This window comes from Telluria beijingensis (assembly GCF_030770395.1).
In the GTDB taxonomy this organism is placed as follows: Bacteria; Pseudomonadota; Gammaproteobacteria; order Burkholderiales; family Burkholderiaceae_D; genus Telluria; species Telluria beijingensis.
This window is the reverse complement of record NZ_CP132480.1, coordinates 1383902-1403816: the sequence shown is the minus strand read 5'-3', so window position 1 is coordinate 1403816 and position 19915 is coordinate 1383902. Positions and strand designations below refer to the sequence as shown.

The 19915-nt window shown below is 65.0% G+C and carries 17 protein-coding genes; 9 read left to right on the top strand and 8 right to left on the bottom strand.

Annotated elements, in window-relative coordinates; all coding sequences use genetic code 11:
* Positions 1–11 precede the first annotated feature (11 nt).
* From Q9246_RS06250 to Q9246_RS06240, 3 genes are all read right to left on the bottom strand, one after another.
* Positions 12–2756, bottom strand: a complete 2745-nt coding sequence (locus Q9246_RS06250) for a type VI secretion system Vgr family protein (protein ID WP_306396301.1) — start codon at positions 2754–2756, stop codon at positions 12–14.
* Between the two features lie 162 nt (positions 2757–2918).
* Positions 2919–4214: a PQQ-dependent sugar dehydrogenase gene (locus tag Q9246_RS06245; RefSeq protein ID WP_306396300.1), complete on the bottom strand. Its 1296-nt coding sequence runs from the start codon at positions 4212–4214 to the stop codon at positions 2919–2921.
* Entirely contained in the window at positions 4211–4642 is a 432-nt protein-coding gene (locus tag Q9246_RS06240; protein ID WP_306396298.1) for a DUF2231 domain-containing protein, read from the bottom strand. Before Q9246_RS06240 ends, Q9246_RS06245 begins: the two co-directional genes overlap by 4 nt.
* 184 nt (positions 4643–4826) lie before the next feature.
* Here Q9246_RS06240 and Q9246_RS06235 point away from each other — a divergent pair, with 184 nt between their 5' ends.
* The 5 genes from Q9246_RS06235 to Q9246_RS06215 all read left to right on the top strand — a co-directional run bounded on the left by Q9246_RS06235 (position 4827) and on the right by Q9246_RS06215 (position 10775).
* Positions 4827–5312 (top strand): sigma-70 family RNA polymerase sigma factor, encoded by a 486-nt coding sequence (locus tag Q9246_RS06235; RefSeq protein WP_306396297.1) that lies wholly within the window; start codon positions 4827–4829, stop codon positions 5310–5312.
* A 6-nt stretch (positions 5313–5318) separates the two neighbouring features.
* Positions 5319–6296 carry a DUF4880 domain-containing protein gene (locus Q9246_RS06230; protein WP_306396296.1) on the top strand — a complete coding sequence of 326 codons (978 nt, stop codon included), beginning with the start codon at positions 5319–5321 and terminating at the stop codon, positions 6294–6296.
* Positions 6297–6382: 86 nt separating this feature from the next.
* Positions 6383–8740, top strand: a complete 2358-nt coding sequence (locus tag Q9246_RS06225; RefSeq protein ID WP_306396294.1) for a TonB-dependent siderophore receptor — start codon at positions 6383–6385, stop codon at positions 8738–8740.
* Positions 8740–9861 (top strand): PepSY-associated TM helix domain-containing protein, encoded by a 1122-nt coding sequence (locus Q9246_RS06220; RefSeq protein WP_306396293.1) that lies wholly within the window; start codon positions 8740–8742, stop codon positions 9859–9861. The genes Q9246_RS06225 and Q9246_RS06220 overlap by 1 nt, the downstream gene beginning before the upstream one ends.
* A 98-nt stretch (positions 9862–9959) precedes the next feature.
* Positions 9960–10775: a zinc-binding metallopeptidase family protein gene (locus Q9246_RS06215; protein ID WP_306396292.1), complete on the top strand. Its 816-nt coding sequence runs from the start codon at positions 9960–9962 to the stop codon at positions 10773–10775.
* On the opposite strand, the gene hemW is transcribed toward Q9246_RS06215, so the two are convergent.
* The 5 genes from hemW to Q9246_RS06190 all read right to left on the bottom strand — a co-directional run bounded on the left by hemW (position 10776) and on the right by Q9246_RS06190 (position 15343).
* Positions 10776–12011 (bottom strand): radical SAM family heme chaperone HemW, encoded by a 1236-nt coding sequence (gene hemW, locus Q9246_RS06210; protein WP_306396290.1) that lies wholly within the window; start codon positions 12009–12011, stop codon positions 10776–10778. It abuts the gene before it with no gap.
* 15 nt (positions 12012–12026) lie between these two features.
* Complete coding sequence (gene rdgB, locus Q9246_RS06205; protein ID WP_306396288.1) at positions 12027–12617, bottom strand: RdgB/HAM1 family non-canonical purine NTP pyrophosphatase; 591 nt, start codon at positions 12615–12617, stop codon at positions 12027–12029.
* A 61-nt stretch (positions 12618–12678) separates the two neighbouring features.
* Positions 12679–13410, bottom strand: a complete 732-nt coding sequence (rph, locus tag Q9246_RS06200) for a ribonuclease PH (protein ID WP_306396286.1) — start codon at positions 13408–13410, stop codon at positions 12679–12681.
* Between the two features lie 26 nt (positions 13411–13436).
* Positions 13437–14363 (bottom strand): PP2C family protein-serine/threonine phosphatase, encoded by a 927-nt coding sequence (locus tag Q9246_RS06195; RefSeq protein ID WP_306396285.1) that lies wholly within the window; start codon positions 14361–14363, stop codon positions 13437–13439.
* A 2-nt stretch (positions 14364–14365) separates the two neighbouring features.
* Positions 14366–15343 carry a serine/threonine protein kinase gene (locus Q9246_RS06190; RefSeq protein WP_306396284.1) on the bottom strand — a complete coding sequence of 326 codons (978 nt, stop codon included), beginning with the start codon at positions 15341–15343 and terminating at the stop codon, positions 14366–14368.
* A 94-nt stretch (positions 15344–15437) separates the two neighbouring features.
* On the opposite strand from Q9246_RS06190, the gene Q9246_RS06185 reads away from it, so the two are divergent.
* The 4 genes from Q9246_RS06185 (at position 15438) to Q9246_RS06170 (ending at position 19800) form a co-directional block, all read left to right on the top strand.
* Positions 15438–16325 (top strand): YicC/YloC family endoribonuclease, encoded by an 888-nt coding sequence (locus tag Q9246_RS06185; protein WP_306396283.1) that lies wholly within the window; start codon positions 15438–15440, stop codon positions 16323–16325.
* 212 nt (positions 16326–16537) lie between these two features.
* Positions 16538–17185 (top strand): guanylate kinase, encoded by a 648-nt coding sequence (gmk, locus tag Q9246_RS06180; RefSeq protein ID WP_306396282.1) that lies wholly within the window; start codon positions 16538–16540, stop codon positions 17183–17185.
* A gap of 84 nt (positions 17186–17269) precedes the next feature.
* A complete protein-coding gene (gene rpoZ, locus Q9246_RS06175) occupies positions 17270–17473 on the top strand; it encodes a DNA-directed RNA polymerase subunit omega (protein WP_005665923.1) in 204 nt (67 codons plus the stop codon).
* A gap of 86 nt (positions 17474–17559) precedes the next feature.
* On the top strand, positions 17560–19800 hold the full coding sequence (locus Q9246_RS06170; protein ID WP_306396256.1) for a RelA/SpoT family protein: 2241 nt from the start codon (positions 17560–17562) through the stop codon (positions 19798–19800).
* Positions 19801–19915: the final 115 nt, after the last annotated feature.

Here is a 19915-nt window from a genome sequence, read left to right as displayed (position 1 = left end):
TTCCGATGGATTTAGTCGTAAAGCGCTTCGACGGTGTAGTGTCCGAAAGGAATTTCAGATTTAAAAGCCTGTGTTTCCCCATCTGAGTTTGTAAATCCTTCGATAATCTGCCCGTCTTCCAGCGTCACTCGGTAACGTTGATGTATCAAAGGTTCGCCAGTACTTAGATCGACCATACGAATGCGCTGATCATGATCGACGACACTTTCTGGCATGGGCATCGTTAGCGATGTACCTTCTCCGGCTCCAGGAAATTCTGTCTTGGCCGCTTTGACCAAAAATCCACCAGTGCATTGATGCGTAATTCGACCATCACCGATTACTACTTGCGCACCTTGAGAGATTACTGTCACCTTCGGTGACTGCAGGATAATCTCTTCGGTTGCCGCTAGTACAATTCGTTTCGCAGACGTAATTTCGACGTTCTCCTCCTGTGCCTCGATCTCGATCTTGTCACGCGCCGCAACCAATTTCATACCGAGAGAATGAGCAAACAAGCTGATGCCCTGTAAAGCATGCAGCATCAATTTGCGCCCGGCAGATACCTGCGTATTCCGAACGCTGACAACATCGACATTGGTCTGCGCCCCGATCGCAACCCCTGCCTGACTACCCACCAGCACACCGGCCGGCGCCTCGATGGCAACCACCGGCTTTCCTCCCCCGCCCGCTGTCGACTGTCCTGCCGTATTGGTTCCGTCCTCCCACCGTTCGACATGCGACTTCAATTGCGCTAGCGATTCCCCCTCCACCGCGTCGGTCTCGTGCGTTTCCGCCAACTCGGCCAGTTGCTGCTGTATGCTCGACAGCGCCACCGCCAGACCGGCCAGCCCATCGCGATCGAGCTGTCGCCCTGCTGCCCGCAGCGATGCATCGGCACTGATCAACACACCTTGCCCGCCGCGCAGCGACAACGCGGCATCGGTACGCAGTTCGGCCCCTTCGCCGCGCGGTCCTGCCGACCCATCACACCTGGGATGGGTGAGAAAGCCGAGATTGAGCTGGCTATATGCATGCTCACTGCCAAGTTGCGCACTGATCTGGCCGGGCGTGTCGTCCAGGCGAAGCTGGTTGTTGCGCGTACCCTGCCCTTCCTTGCTCACGATCCCGGACAGATGGCAATCGCCCGGCAGAACGCTGGTGCGGCTAAAGGAAGGCGGCGCCGTGCGTGCGCCATGGACGCCGCCGATGATGAGCGGTTTGTCCGGGTCGCCACCCGTGAACACCACAACGACCTCGTCACCGACCCGCGGCAACGAGATCGCGCCATACCGGTCACCCGCCCACCCGGTAGCGACGCGCAACCAGGCGGAGTCGCGATCGGTCCCCGAGGCCCCCGCGCCATCCGCATGCTCATGGTCGTGCGGCCGGCAAGCGGGGAAGCAAACTTTGACTCGCCCTAGTTTGTCGCAGTAGATTTCCTGGTTCGAAGGCCCCACCACGATGGCGGTCTGCACTTCGGTGCGGGGCAGGTCGAGGCGTGGGTCATAGGCCGGCACGATCGCGATGCCGCGCCTCACGCAGGTAAAGCGGTTCGTATAGCGCACGCCTCGTTCAGCGCTGGCCTGCATCAAGGCGGCACGGTCGCCGCTCCACCGGTTCATGGCGAACAGGCGCCCCGCTTTCTCGTCGAGTGTCGTGGGCAGATTGTTCTCGGCTTCCACCCGCAACTCGGTGCACACGAAGTCGCGCTGTTCCACCGGATGCCTATCGATTTCTGGATGTCCGTTTATGCGCCGCCACTGCCCGACACGCATATCGCGGTCGCCGCTCTCCCCCTGGAAACACTTGGCTTCATACTCCTTGCGCTGCATGCGCAGGACGGCAAGGCTGCGGTAATCGTCGCCATTGTCGGCGGCATGGGGAGAATCGACCAGGTAGTCATCCAGGCTGGCCGCGAACCGGTTACCCTGCCTTCCCTGATCGGCAAGACTCGTTTCTTCGCCAGTCATCAACCATGTCTGGGCATAGTCCCAACTATGGCGATTGATTCGTCCAGCCGTCAGGCTGCGTACGGCGTGCCAGGCGGTGATGCTGTCGCGTTGCTCGGTGCCGTCGTCGCGGTGGTAGCGCGCCGCACCGGCCGGATTCTGCTCCAGCGCGTTCGGATTATCGAAGAGGACCAGCGTGTGAATTGGAATGTCGCCGCGCCCACGTTCATTCGACGCGCCCGCCTTGATGAACCAGGCGATGCCGCGACGTTTCCACAATCGACGCAGAAAAGCGGCATTGGATTCGTTGTACTGCATCGTGAACTCACGGGACGGATACTGCTTCAGCCCTCTCATTTCGACGCGAAACGCCGCCGCCACGACAGGATTCGCGTGCCGCCATTCGCGTAATATGGTCTCAGTGATATCGATTTCGCTGCGTTGCCGGAACACCCTCGTATTGCAGGTTTGTTCGAGCAGCGACAACGCATCGCGAACAATCAACTGGTAAGTCGCCAGCCCACCATCGCTTTGACCTTCGCTCGCTCCTGCCACGATGCCGCATACGGTCCGCAGCTTGCCCGAGTCGGTCACGAATTGAAGCTCGACCGGGTTGGCAATGAATTGTTTGAGCTCCATGCCAGCTTGCAAGGCGACACAATGCAATGTGTATTCGATTCCACCACAGATCGATTCAATGCCGCTCACATACTTCACCAGCAGCAAGTCGTCGACAACGCCATCGGCGGTCGCTACGCGCAACCGTATGGCACGGTTCGTGTCGGTCAGACCACCGATACCCCGGATAACCTTATCAATGATCATGCGCCTACCTCACGATAAACAGTGTGCTAATACCTATGAGCAAAATCGATCATAGTCATGGCGCACAGCGAGGTAGTTGATAAGGCGCAATCACAGCAAAGTACAGCTTGAAACGAAAACCGGGCCTTGCGGCCCGGTTTTATATGCTCAGAACAATCGCGCTCAACGATTGCGCGTCACTCTCCAGATCGTATTCGCCAGATCGTCCGCCACGATCAGCGCCCCGCGCGGATCGACGGTCACGCCCACCGGCCGCCCGCGCGTCTTGCCTTCGTCGGTACGGAAACCCGTCACGAAGTCGATCGGCTCACCCGCAGGACGTCCATCGGCAAACGGCACGAAGATCACCTTGTAGCCCACCGGCGGATTACGGTTCCAGCTGCCATGCTCTCCGACGAAGGCGCCGTTGGCAAACTTCTCGCCCATGACCGACGACGAGAAATGCAGGCCCAGCGCCGCGACGTGCGAGCCCAGGCTGTAATCCGGCTTGATGGTGGCCTTCACCTTTTCCGGGTCGCCCGGCTTCACGCGCGGATCGGCATTCGGGCCCCAGTAAGCGTAAGGCCAGCCATAAAAGCCCCCCTCTTTCACCGAGGTCAGGTAATCCGGCACCAGGTCCGGCCCCAGCTCATCGCGTTCATTCACCACCGACCACAGCTGCCCGGTCTCCGGATGCATCGCCAGCGCCGTCGGATTACGCAGGCCGGTCGCATACGGTTTATAAGCACCGGTCGCTGCATCGATCTGCCACACCATCGCGCGGTCGACCTCGGCCTCCATGCCGCGCTCGGTGATATTGCTGTTCGAGCCGATGCCGACATACAGGTAGCGCCCATCGGCACTGACGGTCAGCGCCTTGGTCCAGTGGTGGTTGATCTCGGACGGCAGCTTGGCGACCGTGGTCGGCGCGCCGCCGGCCTTGGTCTGCCCTTCCTGGTAGTCGAAGCTCACCAGCTCGTCCTGGTTGGCCACGTACAGCTTGTTGTTGGCGTAGGCCAGGCCATACGGCGCATTCAGGTCGGCCGCGAACACGGTCTTCAATTCATACGTGCCGTCGCCATCGGCATCGCGCAGCAGGGTCAGGCGGTTGCCGCTCTTGACCTTGGTATTGCCCTGCGCCTTGATGTAGCCGGCGATCACGTCCTTCGGCTTGAGCTTGGCAGCATTGCCGCCCCGCCCCTCGGCCACGATGATGTCGCCATTCGGCAGCACCAGCGTCTGGCGCGGAATCTGCAGGTCGGTCGCGATGGCCGTCACGCTGAAGCCCTCGGGCACCGTCGGCTTCTGGTCGCCCCATGGCGTCGGCTCGGCGATCTTCATGCTCGGCATGATGCCGCGCTGCGGATCCGGCAGCGTGGGGTCGGCCCCGCGCGACAAGGTCTTGGCGCCTTCGCCTTCGGTACAGGCGCTCAGCAGCAGCGCCGCGCCCATCAATGCCAGTGTGCTGGTGCGCTTCATCGTGCACCTCCCACGCGTGGCTGCAAGCCGACCCAGGCCGTCAGGCAGATCAGCACGAACACGACCGCCGACATGACCAGTCCGGCCGGCATGACGGCCCATGCATCCTTGGCGTGCTGGAAAGCGTTGAACAGGCCCAGCAACCACGTCGCCAGCAGCAGCAGGAAGTACATCAGCACCTGCCCCGACTTCTGATGCGCGCGGATCAGGTCGACCAGTGCGAACACCAGCGCCAGCCCGCTGAACAACTCGGCGCCCGCGATCAGCCACGAGGCGAAGTTGCTCCACTGGATCTGGAAGGTTTTGTAATAGGCGATGTCGCTCAGGAGCGCACCCAGGAACAGGGACACGCTCCCGGCCAGCAGGATCGTATGCAGCAGGCCGGGCGGGCTTCGGTAAGCCGGGCTGGCCGTGGTCACGGTTGACATTGAATTTCCCTCAATGGTGATTTTGATAACGCGATGATATCGAACATGAAACTGGGCTGTCGCATAGTTGGTTGTATGCACAGCGTAAGCGGCAGTCATTGCAGATGAGAACAATAATCGCTATCATTTAGAATTGTCTTCTGCAACCCTCAGCGCATGGCCCCACACCTCCGAGGGATCGATCATGTCTACCATCCAATTGCTCTATAAGGATAACCACGGCTGGCTATGCCGCTGGTTGCGTCAGCGGCTCGACAGCGCCGATGACGCGGTAGATCTTGCCCACGACACCTTCTTGCGCTTGCTGCGCCGGCCGGACGAGGTCCCCGGCATCCACGATCCGCGCGCCTTCCTGGCCACCATCGCGCGCGGCCTGCTCAACGACCATTGGCGCCGCCGCACGCTCGAGCAGGCATGGCTGGAAACGCTCGCCGCCCTCCCCGACGAACTCGCCTACTCGCCCGAACAACTGGTCTCCATGCAGCAAGAACTACAGCAGCTCGACGCCATGCTGTCCCAGCTGGCGCCCAAGGCGCGCGAAGTGTTCGTGCTGTCGCAGCTCGAAGGGCTGACCTATGTCCAGATCGCCGAGCGCACCGGCCTTTCCGACCGCACGGTCAAGCGCTATATGGCGCAGGGCTTCGAGCTGTGCCTGAACGCGATGTGCTGAAGCGCCGTGCCTGATCCTACCGCGCCGCTCGATCCCCAGGTCGTCCGTGAAGCGGCGGACTGGCTGGTGCGCCTGCACTCCGGCGAGGCCGGCGACGCCGAGCGCCGGGCCTTCGAGCACTGGCGCCAGGCACGCCCCGAACACGAGCAAGCCTGGCAGCGCGCCGAACGGTTGCAACAACGATTCGGCGCCGTCCCGCCGGCGTTGGGCGTGCCCGTCCTCACGCGCCAGGCGCGTAGCAAGCGGCGCACCGTACTCAAGTCGCTGGCGACAATAAGCGTGGCGCTGCCGGCCGGCTGGTTCGGCTACCAGATCCTGCGCGGCGAAGCCCAGGGTGTCTATCGCGCCGGCATCGGCGAGCAGCGCCCCCTGCTGCTGGCCGACCGCAGCGCCGTGCGGCTCAACACGGCCACCGATCTCGCGGTGCGCTATACCGACGCTGCGCGCCTGCTGCAACTGGAGCGCGGCGAAATCTATGTCGAGACCGCGCCGGATGCGCACGGCCAGCCGCGCCCCTTCCTGGTCGACACCGACCACGGCCGGCTACGCGCGCTGGGCACCCGCTTCAGCGTGCGCGCGCTGGATGGGGAAGACCGCACCGCACTGCATGTGCTCGAACACCGGGTCGAGGTGGTGCTGCGCGCCAGTGGCGAGCGCAGGATCTTCGAGGCCGGCGACAGCGTGCGCTTTTCGGCCCAGTCCTTCGACGGGCAGGCCAGGCCCGCGCCCGGTGCCCCCAACGCCGCCCCGGCCTGGACCCGGGGCATGCTGGAAGCCGACGATATGCGGCTCGACGCCTTCCTGCAGGAGCTGGCGCGCTTCCGCCCCGGCATCGTCCGCTGCGCGCCCGAGGTGGCCCACCTGCGCGTGTCCGGCGTGTTCCAGCTCGGCGACACCGACCATGTGCTGGATGTCGTCGCGCAAACCCTGCCGGTGCGCGTCGTCCGCCGGACGGCGTACTGGGTCACGGTGACGTCCTCCTGAGCATTTTCAAATTTTTTTACCGCCTCCTGTCCCTTTTTCAGCGCTGGTTCGGCTTATACGCCATCAAGCAAACGAAAGGAATCACTTTGGCGTCGCCGACTACCCCTGCCGCCCTGGCGCTCATCGCATTCACGGCGCTCGGCGCGGCCCTGCATGCGCCCGCCGCCAGCGCCCAAGCCGCCACGCCGGACGCGCGGCACTACAAGATCGCCGCCGGACCGCTGGCACAGGCGCTGTCCGGCTTCGCGCGCAAAGCCGGCGTCACGATCGCCTTCCGTCCCGAGGACGTGGCCGGCCTGGCCAGCCGCGGCCTGGACGGACGCTACACGGTGCCTGAAGGCCTGGCCGCCCTGCTGGACGGCAGCGGCGCCCAGGCCATGCCACAGTCCGGCGAAGGCTTCGTCATCCGGCGCCAGGCCGCGCCCGTGACCGCGGAGGCCGCGCCGCGCGAGATCGGCATGCTGGAGACCATCCGGGTCGTCGGTGACTGGCTCGGCACCGGCCTGGAGAACAGCGTGCAGGGCTTCGGCGGCGCGCGCACGCTGGTGCGGCGCGAACAGATCGTCGACAGCGGCGCCTCCACCATCGCCGACGTCCTGCGCGGCATTCCCGGCGTGCAGATCAGCGGCAGCACCAGCAATACCGGCAGCTCGGTCGGCCTGCACATCGGCATCCGCGGCCTCAATCCGCGCAACTCCTTCCGCTCGACCATGCTGATCGACGGGATTCCGCTGGCGATGGCGCCGTACGGCCAGCCGAACCTGGTGCTGGCCCCAAGCAGCCTGGGCAACCTCAATTCGATCGACGTCGTACGCGGCGGCGGCGCCGTGCGCTACGGGCCGCAGAACGTGGGCGGCATCGTCAACTTCAAGACCCGCCCGGTGCCCAGCCAGGGCGGCCTGACGGCCGAGGCCACGGCGCGCTACAACACCTACGAAGGCGGCGGATCGAACCGGCAGGTCTCGGCCTATCTCGGCACCGAACTGGACAGTGGTTTCGGCGTGGCCCTGCTGTATTCGGGCATGGAGGGCGACCACTGGCGCGACGGCAGCGACGACCGCTACAACGACCTGGCGCTGAAGTGGCGCTACAAGCTCGGTTCCTCGTCCGAGGTCTATGGCAAGGTCGCCTACTACGACGTCAAGTCGATGACGCCGGGCGGCCTCACACCGAGCCAGTACGGGCGCGACCCGTTCCAGAACACCCACCCGACCGACTACTGGAAGGGCGATCGCGACCAGGTCGACGTCGGCTACGTGAACGCCCTGTCGGCCACGCAGGAATTCGAAGTGCGCGCCTATGCCTACGACAGCGCGCGCGAAAGCTCGCTGGCCAATGCGGGCCAGGGCCGCAACGATTTCCAGCCGCGCGACAACGAGGTGCGCGGATTCGAGCCGCGCTACACGCAGCGCCTGGCATGGAGACCGGCCACCCACGACGTCACGGTCGGCTACCGCTACATCCGCGAGACCGGGGCCGACCGGCGCTACTCGACCAACAGCACCACCGGCCAGCAGGTCGGCGCCGTCCAGGTGTTCGAGAACGGCACGCGCGCGCACTCGGTCTACGTCGACGACCGCATCGCCTACGACAAGTGGCGGATCACGCCCGGCGTGCGCTACGAAAAAATCGAGAGCGAGCGCAATCCGAGCGGGACGGCCGACGATACGCCTTTCCACGTCCGCAACAGCCGCGCGCTGCCGTCGCTGAACGTCTCTTACCTGCCGAACGAGCGCCTGACCCTGTACACGGCCTACAGCACCTCGTTCGGCGCGGTGCAGTACACGCAATTGAACTCGATGTCCGAAACCAACCCGCTCGACCCGGAAGTCGCCAAAACGCTGGAGGTTGGCGCGCGCTATGCGGGCGAACGGCTGCGCTCCGAGCTGACCATGTTCGACCTGCGCTTCGATAACCAGATCCTGTCGATCCCGGGCACCAACCCGGCCGTGTTCCGCAACCTGGGCGCGACCACCCACGACGGCGTCGAATTCGCCATCGACTACGATCTCGCCAGGTCTGGACCCCTCGCCGGCCTGAACCTGTACGCCAACTACACCTACGTACGCGCGATCCAGGAGTCGGGCGAGTTCGAGGGCCGCGACGTGCCCTTCTATTCGCGCCAGACCGGCACCCTTGGCGCGCGCTACACCCGGAACGCCTGGGCCGTGAGCCTGTCCGCCACGGCACAAGGCAAGCACTACACCGACACCGCCAACACGGTGGCGGAAACCGCCAACGCGGCGCTCGGCCGCGTGCCCGGCTTCGGCGTGCTGAACGCGCAACTGAGCTACAAGATGGCGGACAAGAAGGGGCCCGACTTCCAGCTGGGGATCAACAACCTGGCCGACCGCCGCTACTACACGCGCAATACCGACACCAACGGCGGGCGCATGGTCGGCGCGCCGCGCATGGCCTACGTCCAGCTGCGGCTGGCGTACTGATGACCGCGTCGCTGCGCGGCTTCTGGCTCAAGGCCCATCGCTGGACTGCGCTCGGGCTGGGCTGGATCCTGGTCGTCTCCGGGTTGACCGGTTCGCTGCTGGTGGTGGCGCGGCCGCTGGATCGCTGGCTGCATCCGGCCTACTTCGTGGCTGCGCAGCAGCCAGCGGCGCCGGCGGTTTCCCTGGAAGCGCTGCGGCTACGCCTGGCCGCCGAATTCGGCCCCAGGGCGGCCTTCACCTTCCGCCCGCCGCGCGAGGCCGGCGCCACGCTCGAGGTCCTGGTGCGCGGGGAATGGCGCGGTGCGCTCTACCTGCATCCGGCAAGCGGCGTCGAGCAGGGCCGGCGCGGCGAGCACGAGAGCGTGGTGTCGCTGCTGCACGGCCTGCACAGCGCCTTGTGGCTGGGGCAGGCCGGCAAGGCGATCCTGGCCGTGGTCGCCCTCGTCTACCTGCTGCTGGCGGTGTCGGGCATCGTGCTGTGGTGGCCGCACCGCTGGCCGCCCTCGCTGCGCATCGAACTGGGTAAAGGATGGCCGCGCGCCGCGTTCAACCTGCACCGCACGGGCGGCGCGGTGTTCGCGCTGATCCTGGGCGTCAGCATCGCCACCGGCGCCTACCTCGCCTGGCGCCCGATCGGCGGCTGGATCAGCTGGCTGGCCGGCGCGCCGGTCGTCGCGGCGCCCAGGCTGCCGCAGGGTTCCGGCCCGGCGGCCTCGCTCGACACGCTGGCCGCCGCCGCGCAGGCGGCGTTTCCGGATGGCCGCATCGGCCTGTTCCTGTACACGCCGCAGCTGGACCGGCCGCTGGCCGTGCGCATGCAGGTGCCCGACGACCCGCATCCCAATGGGCGCTCGACCGTCTGGCTCGATCCGCGCAGCGGCGAAGTGCTGGCGCGCCAGCGCTGGGACGGCCTCGATCCCGGCTCCCGCATCAATTCCATCGTCTATCCACTGCATACGGGCGAGTTGGGCGGCGTGGCGGGAGAAGCGACCGTCGGCCTGCTGGGCCTGGTGCTGGCCGCGCTCGGCGTGACCGGCCTGCTGCTGTGGTGGCAGCGGCGCCGGGCCCGCATGCGCGCCGGGCAGCGCAAGCCGACGGGACCGGTTTTCTCCAAGTTGTGACGCGGAATTGCGCCGCGCGCCGGCGCACGTCGCCGGCGATTTGACTACACTGGGCTTATCGACTGCTGACGATGCGCCCTGCGGCGCCGTGTGATGCCATGCGCAATTTTTTCAACTCACACTGGAAAGTCATTCTCGCGATCCTCGTGGCCATCGTGCTGGCCATGCTGACCGTCGACAGCAGCTCGGGCGAGCCGCCGCTGGCGGCGCGCCTGCAGGCGCATACCCAGGCGCTGGCGTCCGTGGCGCCCGTGGCGCCCGATAACCACGGCGCACTGCGCCACGTGGAGACCGCGCTGCGGCGCTACGGCTATGCCCCGCATGTGCGGCGCGGCAGCGACGCGGCGCATGCCGGCCGGAGCGTCGAGGTGGCCGTATCCAGGGTGGCGCCTGGCGCGCGGGCCGACCGCATCTTCATCGTCGGCGCCCACCTGGGCTTTGACGCCATCATGGGCGCCGCCAGCACGGCCGCCGTGCTCGAACTGGCGCGCGCCGCCAAGGCGCTGCAGCCCGCGCTCGGCACCGAGATCCGCTTCGTGTTCTTCATGCGCGATGACCAGGCGGCTGATGCGCGCCACCATGATGGCGGCAATTTCATGGCCTTCGTGGGCACGCACGCAGCCTCGGCGCAGGTACGCCAGGCGCTCGCCGCCCTGCGCAGCGACCCGCTGCTGGCGCGCCAGGGGCTGGCGGCGCCGGCCCACGCGATGGGCCTGACCCTGTCCAGGCATGGTGCGCCGAATGACAGTCCGGCGCTGGTGATCACCGATGCCGGCTTCCTGCGCTTTCCGTATTTTCGCGCCGAAGCGCCGCCCGGCGCGGTGCAGGATCGCATCGACTACGACGGCATGGCGCGCATCGTCGATGGCCTGGCGCGCACCCTGGGCGGGTTGGCCGGCGCGGTCGAGACGTGATCAATCGGCCAGGAACATCTCCTGCAGGTCATTCAAGAAACGCTGCCCCATCTCGGTCGGCTTGATCAGCTTGTGGTCGCGGTAGATCAGCCCCTTGGCCTCGGCCTCGTCCAGCTTCTTCGCGATCGCGCCGATATTCATGCCGGTGCGTTCGCCGAACAGGTTCGGATCGAAGCCGCCGGTCAGGCGCAGCGCATTGAGCATGAACTCGAACCCCATGTCGGCGCGCGCGATCTCGTGTTCTTCCTGCACCGGATTGCCGCGATTCGCCGCCTCGATGAAGGATGCCGGCTGCTTGAAGCGCGCCTGGCGCAGCACGCGGTGCGGGAACGACAGCTTCGAGTGCGCCCCGGCGCCGATGCCGAGGTAATCGCCGAACTGCCAGTAGTTCAGGTTGTGGCGCGCGCGCCGGCCCGGCTGGGCGTAAGCCGAGACTTCGTAGTGCTGGTAGCCGGCGGCGCCCATCGTCGCGGCGATCATGTCCTGCATGTCGGCGCTCAGGTCGTCGTCGGGCAGCGCCGGCGGGTACTTGGCGAACACCGTGTTCGGTTCCATCGTCAGGTGGTAGAGCGACAGGTGCGGCGGCGCGAACGACAGCGCCGTCTCCAGGTCGCGCCGCGCTTCGTCGAGCGTCTGCGACGGCAGCGCGTACATCAGGTCGAGGTTGAAGTTGTCGAAGGTGTTCTTCGCGATCTCGACCGCGCGCAGCGCTTCATCGCCGTCATGGATGCGGCCAAGCGCCTTCAGGTGCGCAGGGTTGAAACTCTGGATGCCGATCGACAGGCGGTTGATGCCGCTCTCGCGGTAGCTTTTGAAACGCTCGGCCTCGAAGGTGCCGGGATTGGCTTCCATCGTGATCTCGGCATCGAGTTCCAGCGGCAGCAGGGTGCGCAGGTCGGACATCAAACGGTCCAGCCCCGCGGCCGACATCAGGCTCGGCGTGCCGCCGCCGATGAACACGGTATGGATCTTGCGGCCCCAGATCAGCGGCAGCGATTGTTCCAGGTCGAGGCGCAGCGCGTCCAGGTAGGCCTGCTCGGGCAATTCTCCCTTCGCTTCGTGCGAATTGAAATCGCAGTAGGGGCATTTGCGCACGCACCAGGGCCAGTGGACGTATAGCGACAGCGGCGGCAAGGCCGCCAGGTTCAAGGCGCCCGGCTGCAGGTATTGCAGTGCGGCGGTGGCCGGCGAACGCGGTTCGCTTGGCGTCGGGCCGGCGACTTTAATCGGGATCATTTCAGCGGAATCACGTCAGGCGGGTTTGAGTTTCTCGACCAGCGCGCGCAGCGCCTGGCCGCGGTGGGACAGTGCGTTCTTTTCGTCCGGCGCCAGCTCGGCGGTGGTCTTGCCGAGCGACGGGATCAGGAAATGCGGATCGTAGCCGAAGCCGTTCTCGCCGCGCGGGTTCACGATGATTTCACCATTCCAGAAGCCGTCGGCGATCACCGGCTGCGGGTCGTCCGGGTGGCGTACATAGACCAGCACGCAGTAGTAATAGGCCGTTTTGTCGCACATGGCCGCCAGCTCGGCCACCAGCTTGCGGTTGTTGCGCTCGTCCGACTTCGGCTCGCCAGCGAAGCGGGCCGAATGCACGCCCGGCGCGCCGCCGAGCGCATTCACGCACACGCCCGAATCGTCGGCCAGCGCCGGCAGGCCGGTCAGGCGCGAGGCGTGACGGGCCTTGGCCAGCGCGTTTTCGACGAAGGTGCCGAACGGCTCTTCGGCCTCCGGCACGTCGAATTCGCCCTGCGGATGCAGTTCGAAACCGATGGGACCGAGCAGCTGGGCGAACTCCTTCAGCTTGCCGGCATTGTTGGAAGCGAGGATCAGGCGTTGGGTCATGGCTATGCGTGATGGATTGGATGAACCGGCTATTTTACCGGCTTCACGCCGCTCGCGCCGGTCAATCCAGCCGCAAGGCCTGCTTTTGCAAATGAATCAAATCCGCAATACCCGCCTGCGCCAGGTCCAGCAAACGGTTCATGCCGGCGCGGTCGAAGGCCGCGCCTTCGGCCGTGCCCTGCACTTCGATGAAGTGCCCCGCATCGGTCATCACCACGTTCATATCGGTGTCGCAGCCGGAATCTTCGGGATAGTCGAGGTCGAGCACCGGCATGCCGCGGTAGACGCCCACCGATACCGCCGCCACGAAGTGACGCACCGGGATCGCGGGAATGAGACCGGCCGCCACCAGCTTGCCGAAGGCATCATGGGCCGCCACCATCGCGCCGGTGATGGCCGCGGTGCGGGTGCCGCCGTCGGCCTGGATCACGTCGCAATCGAGGTGCAGCGTACGTTCGCCGAAGGCTTCCAGGTCGAACGCGGCGCGCAGCGAGCGCCCGATCAGGCGCTGGATTTCCTGGGTGCGGCCGCTCTGCTTGCCGCGCGCGGCTTCGCGGTCCATGCGCGAGTGGGTCGAACGCGGCAGCATGCCGTATTCGGCGGTCAGCCAGCCCTGGCCCTTCCCTTTCAGGAAGCCCGGCACCTTCTCTTCGATGCTGGCGGTGCAGATCACCTTGGTGTCGCCGAACTCGATCAGCACCGAGCCTTCGGCGTGCCGGGTATAGCTGCGCGTGATGGAAACTGGACGCAGCTGGTCGACCGCGCGGCCACTGGGGCGCTGTTCAAATGTCATGGTGCTCTTCTTTCTTGTTTGCTTGCTTATTTGATGACTTGGGATGATTTTTCGATCGCCGCACGGATCTCGGCAATCGCTTTTTCGATATCGTCGTCGCCGAAGGCCTCCGCCCCCTCCGGCGCCGGATCGCCGGCGACGATGGTGGACCTGACCATGTCCTCGCCCAGCATCTGGGTCGAGATCACGTTCGGGAGCTCGCCGCCCGGCGTGTCGGCGCCCTGCCAGGCGATGGCCAGCGCGGTGGTGTTGTCGGCCTGGGCGCCGCCGACCGCGGCCGCCATCTGCACCAGTTCCGGCACCGCCTGCACCACGCCGTTCGTGGTCAGGCGGTGGACGATCTCGGTCTCGGGCAGCATCGACCACAGGCCGTCGGAGCACAGCAGCAGCAGGTCGCCCGGCTGCAGGCTGACCTGGTGCGACAGCGCGATCTTCGGTGCGCTCGAGGCCCCCAGGCAGTTGTACAGCTTGTTGCGGTCGGGGTGGGTAGCGCGTTCGCGCGGGTCGGCGCGGCCGCGGTCGACCAGGTACTCGAAGTGCGAATGGTCGCGCGTGCGCGCCAGCACCTGGTCGCGCCGCACCCAGTACAGGCGCGAGTCGCCGGCGTGGGCCCAGACGGCGCAGTTGTGCTGCACCAGGCAGGCCACCACGGTGGTGCGCGGCATCTCGGGCAGGCCGTGCTTGGCGGCGTAAGCCTGGATATCGTGGTGGGCCTGCAGCAGCGCCTCTTCCAGGAAGCGCTCGGGCCGCTTCACGTAGGGACGCGCCTGCATGCGGAACATCATCGACACCGTCTGCAGCGCAATGGTGGCGGCGATCTCGCCATTCTGGTGGCCGCCCATGCCGTCGGCCAGCAGGAGCAGCAGCGAGTCGCGGGTGAAGCAGTAGCCCATGCGGTCCTGGTTGACCTTGCGGCCGCCGATATGGCTTTGCTGGTAGACGGAAAATTGCATGGTTACCCCTGGCCGCGCCCGAAGGCGCCGAGACGGTCGACGAGTCCGCGCCAGCCGGCGCGCGCGCCGGGCTGCGGCTGCGCCGCCGCCGGCTGCGCGGGTACGGCCTGCAGCGCCTTCTGGATCGCGAACACGCTCTGCGGACGCGCGAGCGGATCGAGCGCCAGGCAGGATTGCACGAGATCGATCAGCGCCGGCGAATATTTGCCGCCCAGCCGGTCGATCTGGTCGAGCAGGCGGTCGTCGGCGCGGCGCGCCTCGACCGATTGCGGCGTGGCGCAGCTCATGCAGGCCAGCATGGCCGCGCCCAGGCTGTAGATATCGGTCCATGGTCCCAGGCTGGCGCCGCGCGTGGACAGTTCGGGCGCGGCGAAGCCGGGCGTGTACATCGGCGCCAGCATCGGCGCGTCGCTGTGCAGCGTCTGGCGCGCGGCGCCGAAGTCGAGCAGCAAAGGGGAACCGTCGGTGCGCAGGTAGATATTGGCCGGCTTGAGATCGAGGTGCAGCAGCTTGTTGGCATGCACTTCGCGCAGGCCGGCGCACACGCCCGTAAACACCTTGCGCACGAACTGCTCGCCGGGGCGGCTGCCCTTGGCGGCGGCGCGCGCGATATGCTCTTGCAGCGAGTGGCCGGATTCATAGGCCATGACCATGTACACGGTATCGTGGGCCCGGAAGAAGTTCAGCACCCGCACCACGTTCGGGTGCACGATGCGCGCCAGCGCCCTGCCTTCTTCGAAAAAGCACTTGAGCCCGATGCGGAACACGGCCAGGTGCGGCTTGGCGACCACGGGGATCAATTCACCCGGCTGGCGCAGCGCGAGCGCGCTCGGCAAATACTCCTTGATGGCGACCGCATTGCCCTCGCCGTCATAGGCAAGGTAAACAATACTGAACCCACCGGACGCAATTTTCTTTACAATGCGGTATCCGGCAATGTCCAGCCCATCGGGCAGGGGAGCGTTATTCTGTGCAGCCATCCAAGTGGGTTTCCTTGCTAAACAGGGCGATTGTGTGGATAAATGTCGGCTTTGTAAAGAATAAAAACCGGGGATCCCATTGAGCATTTCAAGCATGACAGGTTATGCGGTCGCCACCAGCGAAGGCGCTGCCGGAACCCTCACGATCGAAATCAAGAGCGTCAACTCGCGTTTCCTCGATCTGCAGTTCCGCATCAATGACGAATTGCGCGCGCTGGAACCCGATCTGCGTTCGGCGATCATGGCCGCGATCACGCGCGGCAAGGTCGAGGTGCGCCTGTCCTTCGGCCGCAAGGTCAGCGGCGGCTCGTCGGCGCTGAACCAGGAATTGCTGGCCGACCTCGCCCGCCTGCAGGGCGAAGTGACCCGCCATTTTGCCCAGGCATCCCCGATGACGGTGGCTGAACTGCTGCGCTGGCCCGGCGTGATCGAAGAATCCACAATCGGCCAGGAATCGCTGCAGGCGGACGTCGCCGCCCTCACCGCCACCACCATCGCCGCCTTCGTCGACAGCCGCAAGCGCGAAGGCGCGGCGCTCGAGACCATGCTGCAATCGCGCATCGAGGCGATGGAAGCGATCGTCAAGCGCATCACCCCGCTGATCCCGCAAGTCATCTCGCAATTCCAGCACAAGGCCGTCGAGCGTATGCAGGATGCATTGGGGCTGGCCGGCCACGGCAATCCGTCGACGCTCACGCGCCAGGAAGTGCTGGAAAGAATTCGCCAGGAAGTTACCCTGTACGGCATCCGGATCGACGTGTCGGAAGAACTGTCGCGGTTGTCGGCCCACCTGAATGAAACCCGGCACATCCTGAAAAAAGGCGGCCAGGTCGGCAAGCGCCTCGACTTCATGATGCAGGAACTGAACCGCGAGGCCAATACGCTCGGCGCCAAGGCGTCGGTCAAGGAGTTGGCCGATGCGTCGATGGAGCTCAAATTGCTCATCGAGCAGATGCGGGAGCAGGTGCAGAATCTGGAGTAATCGGCTGACGTTGTTCAGCACCTGAATTTATTTTTTTGTCAGTCTCAACACCGTCGTTCCCGCGCAGGCGGGAACCTAAGTTTGCAAGCGTTATCGAGACGCCAAAAACTTGGGTTCCCGCCTGCGCGGGAACGACGTATTTATGCTAGCGTAATTATCACTGCCGCCGCATGATCGAATGCGCGGCAAAACGGTTTAACAAAGGATTTCCCATGCTCCCACACGCCTTCTCCGGCAGCCTGTTCATCGTCGCCGCCCCGTCCGGCGCCGGCAAGTCGAGCCTGGTCAATGCCCTGCTGGCCCTGGAACCCGGCATCAAGCTGTCGATCTCGACCACGACCCGCCAGCCGCGCCCGGGCGAGCAGGATGGCGAGCACTACCACTTCACGAGCGCCGAGGATTTCGTCACCCGCGCCGAACGCGGCGAATTCCTGGAATGGGCCGAGGTGCACGGTAATTACTACGGCACGAGCCGCCTGACCGTCGAACACGAGATGAAGAACGGCACCGACATCCTGCTCGAGATCGACTGGCAGGGCGCACGTCAGGTGAAGAAACTGTTCCCGGAAGCGGCCGGTATCTTCATTTTGCCGCCGTCGATCGAGGCGCTGGAAGAGCGCCTGCACAAGCGCGGCACCGACGAACCGCACATCATCACGCGCCGCCTGCTGGCGGCCGGCGGCGAGATGGCGCACGCGCCGGAGTTCGAATATGCTATCATCAACGAAGAGTTTAACGTCGCCCTGGCCGAACTGCAGGCGATTGTCAAAGCGACACGCTGCCGGTTCGCCCAACAGGCTGCCCGCAACGCTACGCTGTTTGCCCAGCTGGGAATCCACGCGCATCAACCTCAATCCTGATCAGCGCGCCAATGTGGCGCGCTTTCACCGTTGTCGTTGTCCCCGCGTTTTACACTGAATTTTTTGCATATCAGGAGCACACACATGGCCCGCATCACCATCGAAGACTGCCTCAAGAACGTCCCGAACCGCTTCCAGCTGACCCTGGCCGCTACCTACCGTGCTCGTCAGTTGCTGCAAGGCCACACCCCGAAAGTCGAAGCCAAGGACAAGCCGACCGTCGTCGCACTGCGCGAAATCGCCGCCGGCAAGGTCGGTCTGGAAATGCTGAAAAAAGTGCCGATGTAATTTGGTGAATCCCTTCGGGGTTGCCTGGATTAGCGTTATCCCGTCTTCTGTTATTCTGTTCCTACTACGGCTTGACGATTAACGTAATGAACCTGTCTCCAGATTCGACCAATCCACGCAACCCCGTTCCTCGCGAGAGGCGCGCCGACAATCGTCCGCCGGACTATGTCGAACCAGTCGCACCTGGCGTCGCTTCGGTCACGCAGCTGATCGCGAAGCTGTCCGAATACCTCACGCCCGCCGAACTCAAGAAGGTCAAGGAAGCCTACCGCTTCTCCGACGAGATGCACCTGGGCCAGGTCCGCAAGTCGGGCGAACCTTATATCTCCCATCCGATCGCCGTCGCCGAGATCTGCGCCGAGTGGAAGCTCGATGCGCAAGCCATCATGGCCGCCCTGCTGCACGACGTGATCGAAGACCAGGACGTCAAGAAAGACGAACTGATCGAGCGCTTCGGCGCCCAGGTCGCCAACCTCGTCGACGGCCTGTCCAAGCTCGAGAAGATCGAGTTCCAGAGCCAGCTCGAAGCGCAGGCCGAGAATTTCCGCAAGATGCTGCTGGCGATGGCATCCGACGTGCGTGTGATCCTGATCAAACTCGCCGACCGGCTGCACAATATGCGCACGCTGGGCGTCATGGTGCCGGCCAAGAAGCGCCGCATCGCCGGCGAGACGATGGAAGTGTATGTGCCGATCGCCCACCGCCTCGGCCTCAACAACATCTACCGGGAGCTGCAAGACCTGTCGTTCTCGCACCTGTATCCGCTGCGCTACCAGACCCTGTCGAAAGCGATCAAGGCCGCGCGCGGCAACCGCCGCGAAGTGGTCAAGAAGATCCTCGAGGCGGTCAAGGCCCAGCTGGCGTCGAGCGGCCTGCAGTTCGAAGTCGACGGCCGCGAAAAGACGCTGTACGGCATCTATAAAAAGATGCGCAACAAGCACCTGTCGTTCTCGCAGGTGCTGGACGTGTACGGTTTCCGCGTCGTCGTCGACAGCGTGCCCAACTGTTATGTGGCGCTCGGCACCCTGCACGCCCTGTACAAGCCGATGCCGGGCAAGTTCAAGGACTATATCGCGATCGGCAAGATCAACGGCTACCAGTCGCTGCACACCACCCTGATCGGCCCCTACGGCACCCCGGTCGAATTCCAGATCCGCACCCAGGAGATGCACCGCACCGCCGAGAGCGGCGTGGCGGCGCATTGGCTGTACAAGACCGGCGATTCGAACATCTCCGACCTGCAGCACCGCACCCATGCCTGGCTGCAGTCGCTGCTCGACATCCAGCAGCAAACGGGCGACTCGGCCGAATTCCTGGAACATGTGAAAGTCGACCTGTTCCCCGATTCGGTCTATGTGTTCACGCCCAAGTCGAAGATCATCGCCCTGCCGCGCGGCGCCACGGCGCTCGACTTCGCCTACACGATCCACACCGGCATCGGCGACCACACGGTCGGCGTCAGGATCAATAACGAAGAACAGCCGCTGCGCACCGAGCTGCACAATGGCGACATCGTCGAGATCATCACCGATCCCGAATCGCGCCCGAGCCCGACCTGGCTCACGTTCGTCCGCACCGGCAAAGCGCGCTCGGCGATCCGCCACCACCTGCGCGCGGTGGACGTCAACGAATCGGTCGAACTGGGCCAGGAGCTGCTGGCGCAGGCGCTGGCGGTGCGCAATATCAAGCCCGAGCTGCCGGACGCCGTCATCGAACGCCTGCTGGCCGAGACCTCGGCCAACTCGATGGACGAGATGTATGCCGATGTCGGCATCGGCAAGCGCATGCCGGCCCTGGTGGCGCGCCACATCTTCGGCCTGATGGAAGGCGACCCCGACCTGCTGCCCTCGCACAAGCCGCTGCCGTCGAGCGAGATCGCGCCGGTCACGATCTATGGCAGCGAAGGCGTGGCGGTGCAGCTGGCGCCGTGCTGCCTGCCGATCCCGGGCGACCAGATCACCGGCCAGCTGCGGCGCGACCAGGCGCTGGTGGTCCATACCTGCGACTGCCTGCCGGCCAAGCGCATCCGCGCCAAGGAGCCGGATCGCTGGATCGCCGTGCAATGGGGCGACGACCTCAACCGCCGCTTCGACTGCCGCATCCGCCTGTTGATCAACAACGAAAAAGGCATCCTCGCCCGCGTGGCGGCCGAGATCGGCGAGTCGGACGCCAACATCACTTATGTTGGCATGGACGAGGATGACGAGCACAGCATGACGCAGCTGCGCTTCACGATCCAGATCAAGGATCGGGTGCATCTGGCGCAGTTGATTCGCAATTTGCGCCGGGTGGCTGGGGTGAACAGGGTAGAGCGCGAGCGGGCGTAATATACGGTGACCCTCCTACGCACGTCGTACCCGCGCAGGCGGGTACCCATGTTCGTCGCATCACATGGAAGTCGAGCGTAGTAGCTGCTCAAGCAAACTTGGGTTCCCGCCTGCG

What these genes read in the sequence shown, in the direction of transcription:
- Q9246_RS06220 (WP_306396293.1), top strand. Translation starts at nt 8,740, where the DNA reads ATGACCGCGTCGCTGCGCGGCTTCTGGCTCAAGGCCCATCGCTGGACT.
- Q9246_RS06215 (WP_306396292.1), top strand. Translation starts at nt 9,960, where the DNA reads ATGCGCAATTTTTTCAACTCACACTGGAAAGTCATTCTCGCGATCCTC.
- Q9246_RS06170 (WP_306396256.1), top strand. Translation starts at nt 17,560, where the DNA reads ATGAACCTGTCTCCAGATTCGACCAATCCACGCAACCCCGTTCCTCGC.
- gmk (WP_306396282.1), top strand. Translation starts at nt 16,538, where the DNA reads ATGCTCCCACACGCCTTCTCCGGCAGCCTGTTCATCGTCGCCGCCCCG.
- rph (WP_306396286.1), bottom strand. Translation starts at nt 13,410, where the DNA reads ATGACATTTGAACAGCGCCCCAGTGGCCGCGCGGTCGACCAGCTGCGT.
- Q9246_RS06190 (WP_306396284.1), bottom strand. Translation starts at nt 15,343, where the DNA reads ATGGCTGCACAGAATAACGCTCCCCTGCCCGATGGGCTGGACATTGCC.
- Q9246_RS06240 (WP_306396298.1), bottom strand. Translation starts at nt 4,642, where the DNA reads ATGTCAACCGTGACCACGGCCAGCCCGGCTTACCGAAGCCCGCCCGGC.
- hemW (WP_306396290.1), bottom strand. Translation starts at nt 12,011, where the DNA reads ATGATCCCGATTAAAGTCGCCGGCCCGACGCCAAGCGAACCGCGTTCG.
- Q9246_RS06185 (WP_306396283.1), top strand. Translation starts at nt 15,438, where the DNA reads ATGACAGGTTATGCGGTCGCCACCAGCGAAGGCGCTGCCGGAACCCTC.
- Q9246_RS06195 (WP_306396285.1), bottom strand. Translation starts at nt 14,363, where the DNA reads ATGCAATTTTCCGTCTACCAGCAAAGCCATATCGGCGGCCGCAAGGTC.
- Q9246_RS06235 (WP_306396297.1), top strand. Translation starts at nt 4,827, where the DNA reads ATGTCTACCATCCAATTGCTCTATAAGGATAACCACGGCTGGCTATGC.
- rdgB (WP_306396288.1), bottom strand. Translation starts at nt 12,617, where the DNA reads ATGACCCAACGCCTGATCCTCGCTTCCAACAATGCCGGCAAGCTGAAG.
- rpoZ (WP_005665923.1), top strand. Translation starts at nt 17,270, where the DNA reads ATGGCCCGCATCACCATCGAAGACTGCCTCAAGAACGTCCCGAACCGC.
- Q9246_RS06250 (WP_306396301.1), bottom strand. Translation starts at nt 2,756, where the DNA reads ATGATCATTGATAAGGTTATCCGGGGTATCGGTGGTCTGACCGACACG.
- Q9246_RS06245 (WP_306396300.1), bottom strand. Translation starts at nt 4,214, where the DNA reads ATGAAGCGCACCAGCACACTGGCATTGATGGGCGCGGCGCTGCTGCTG.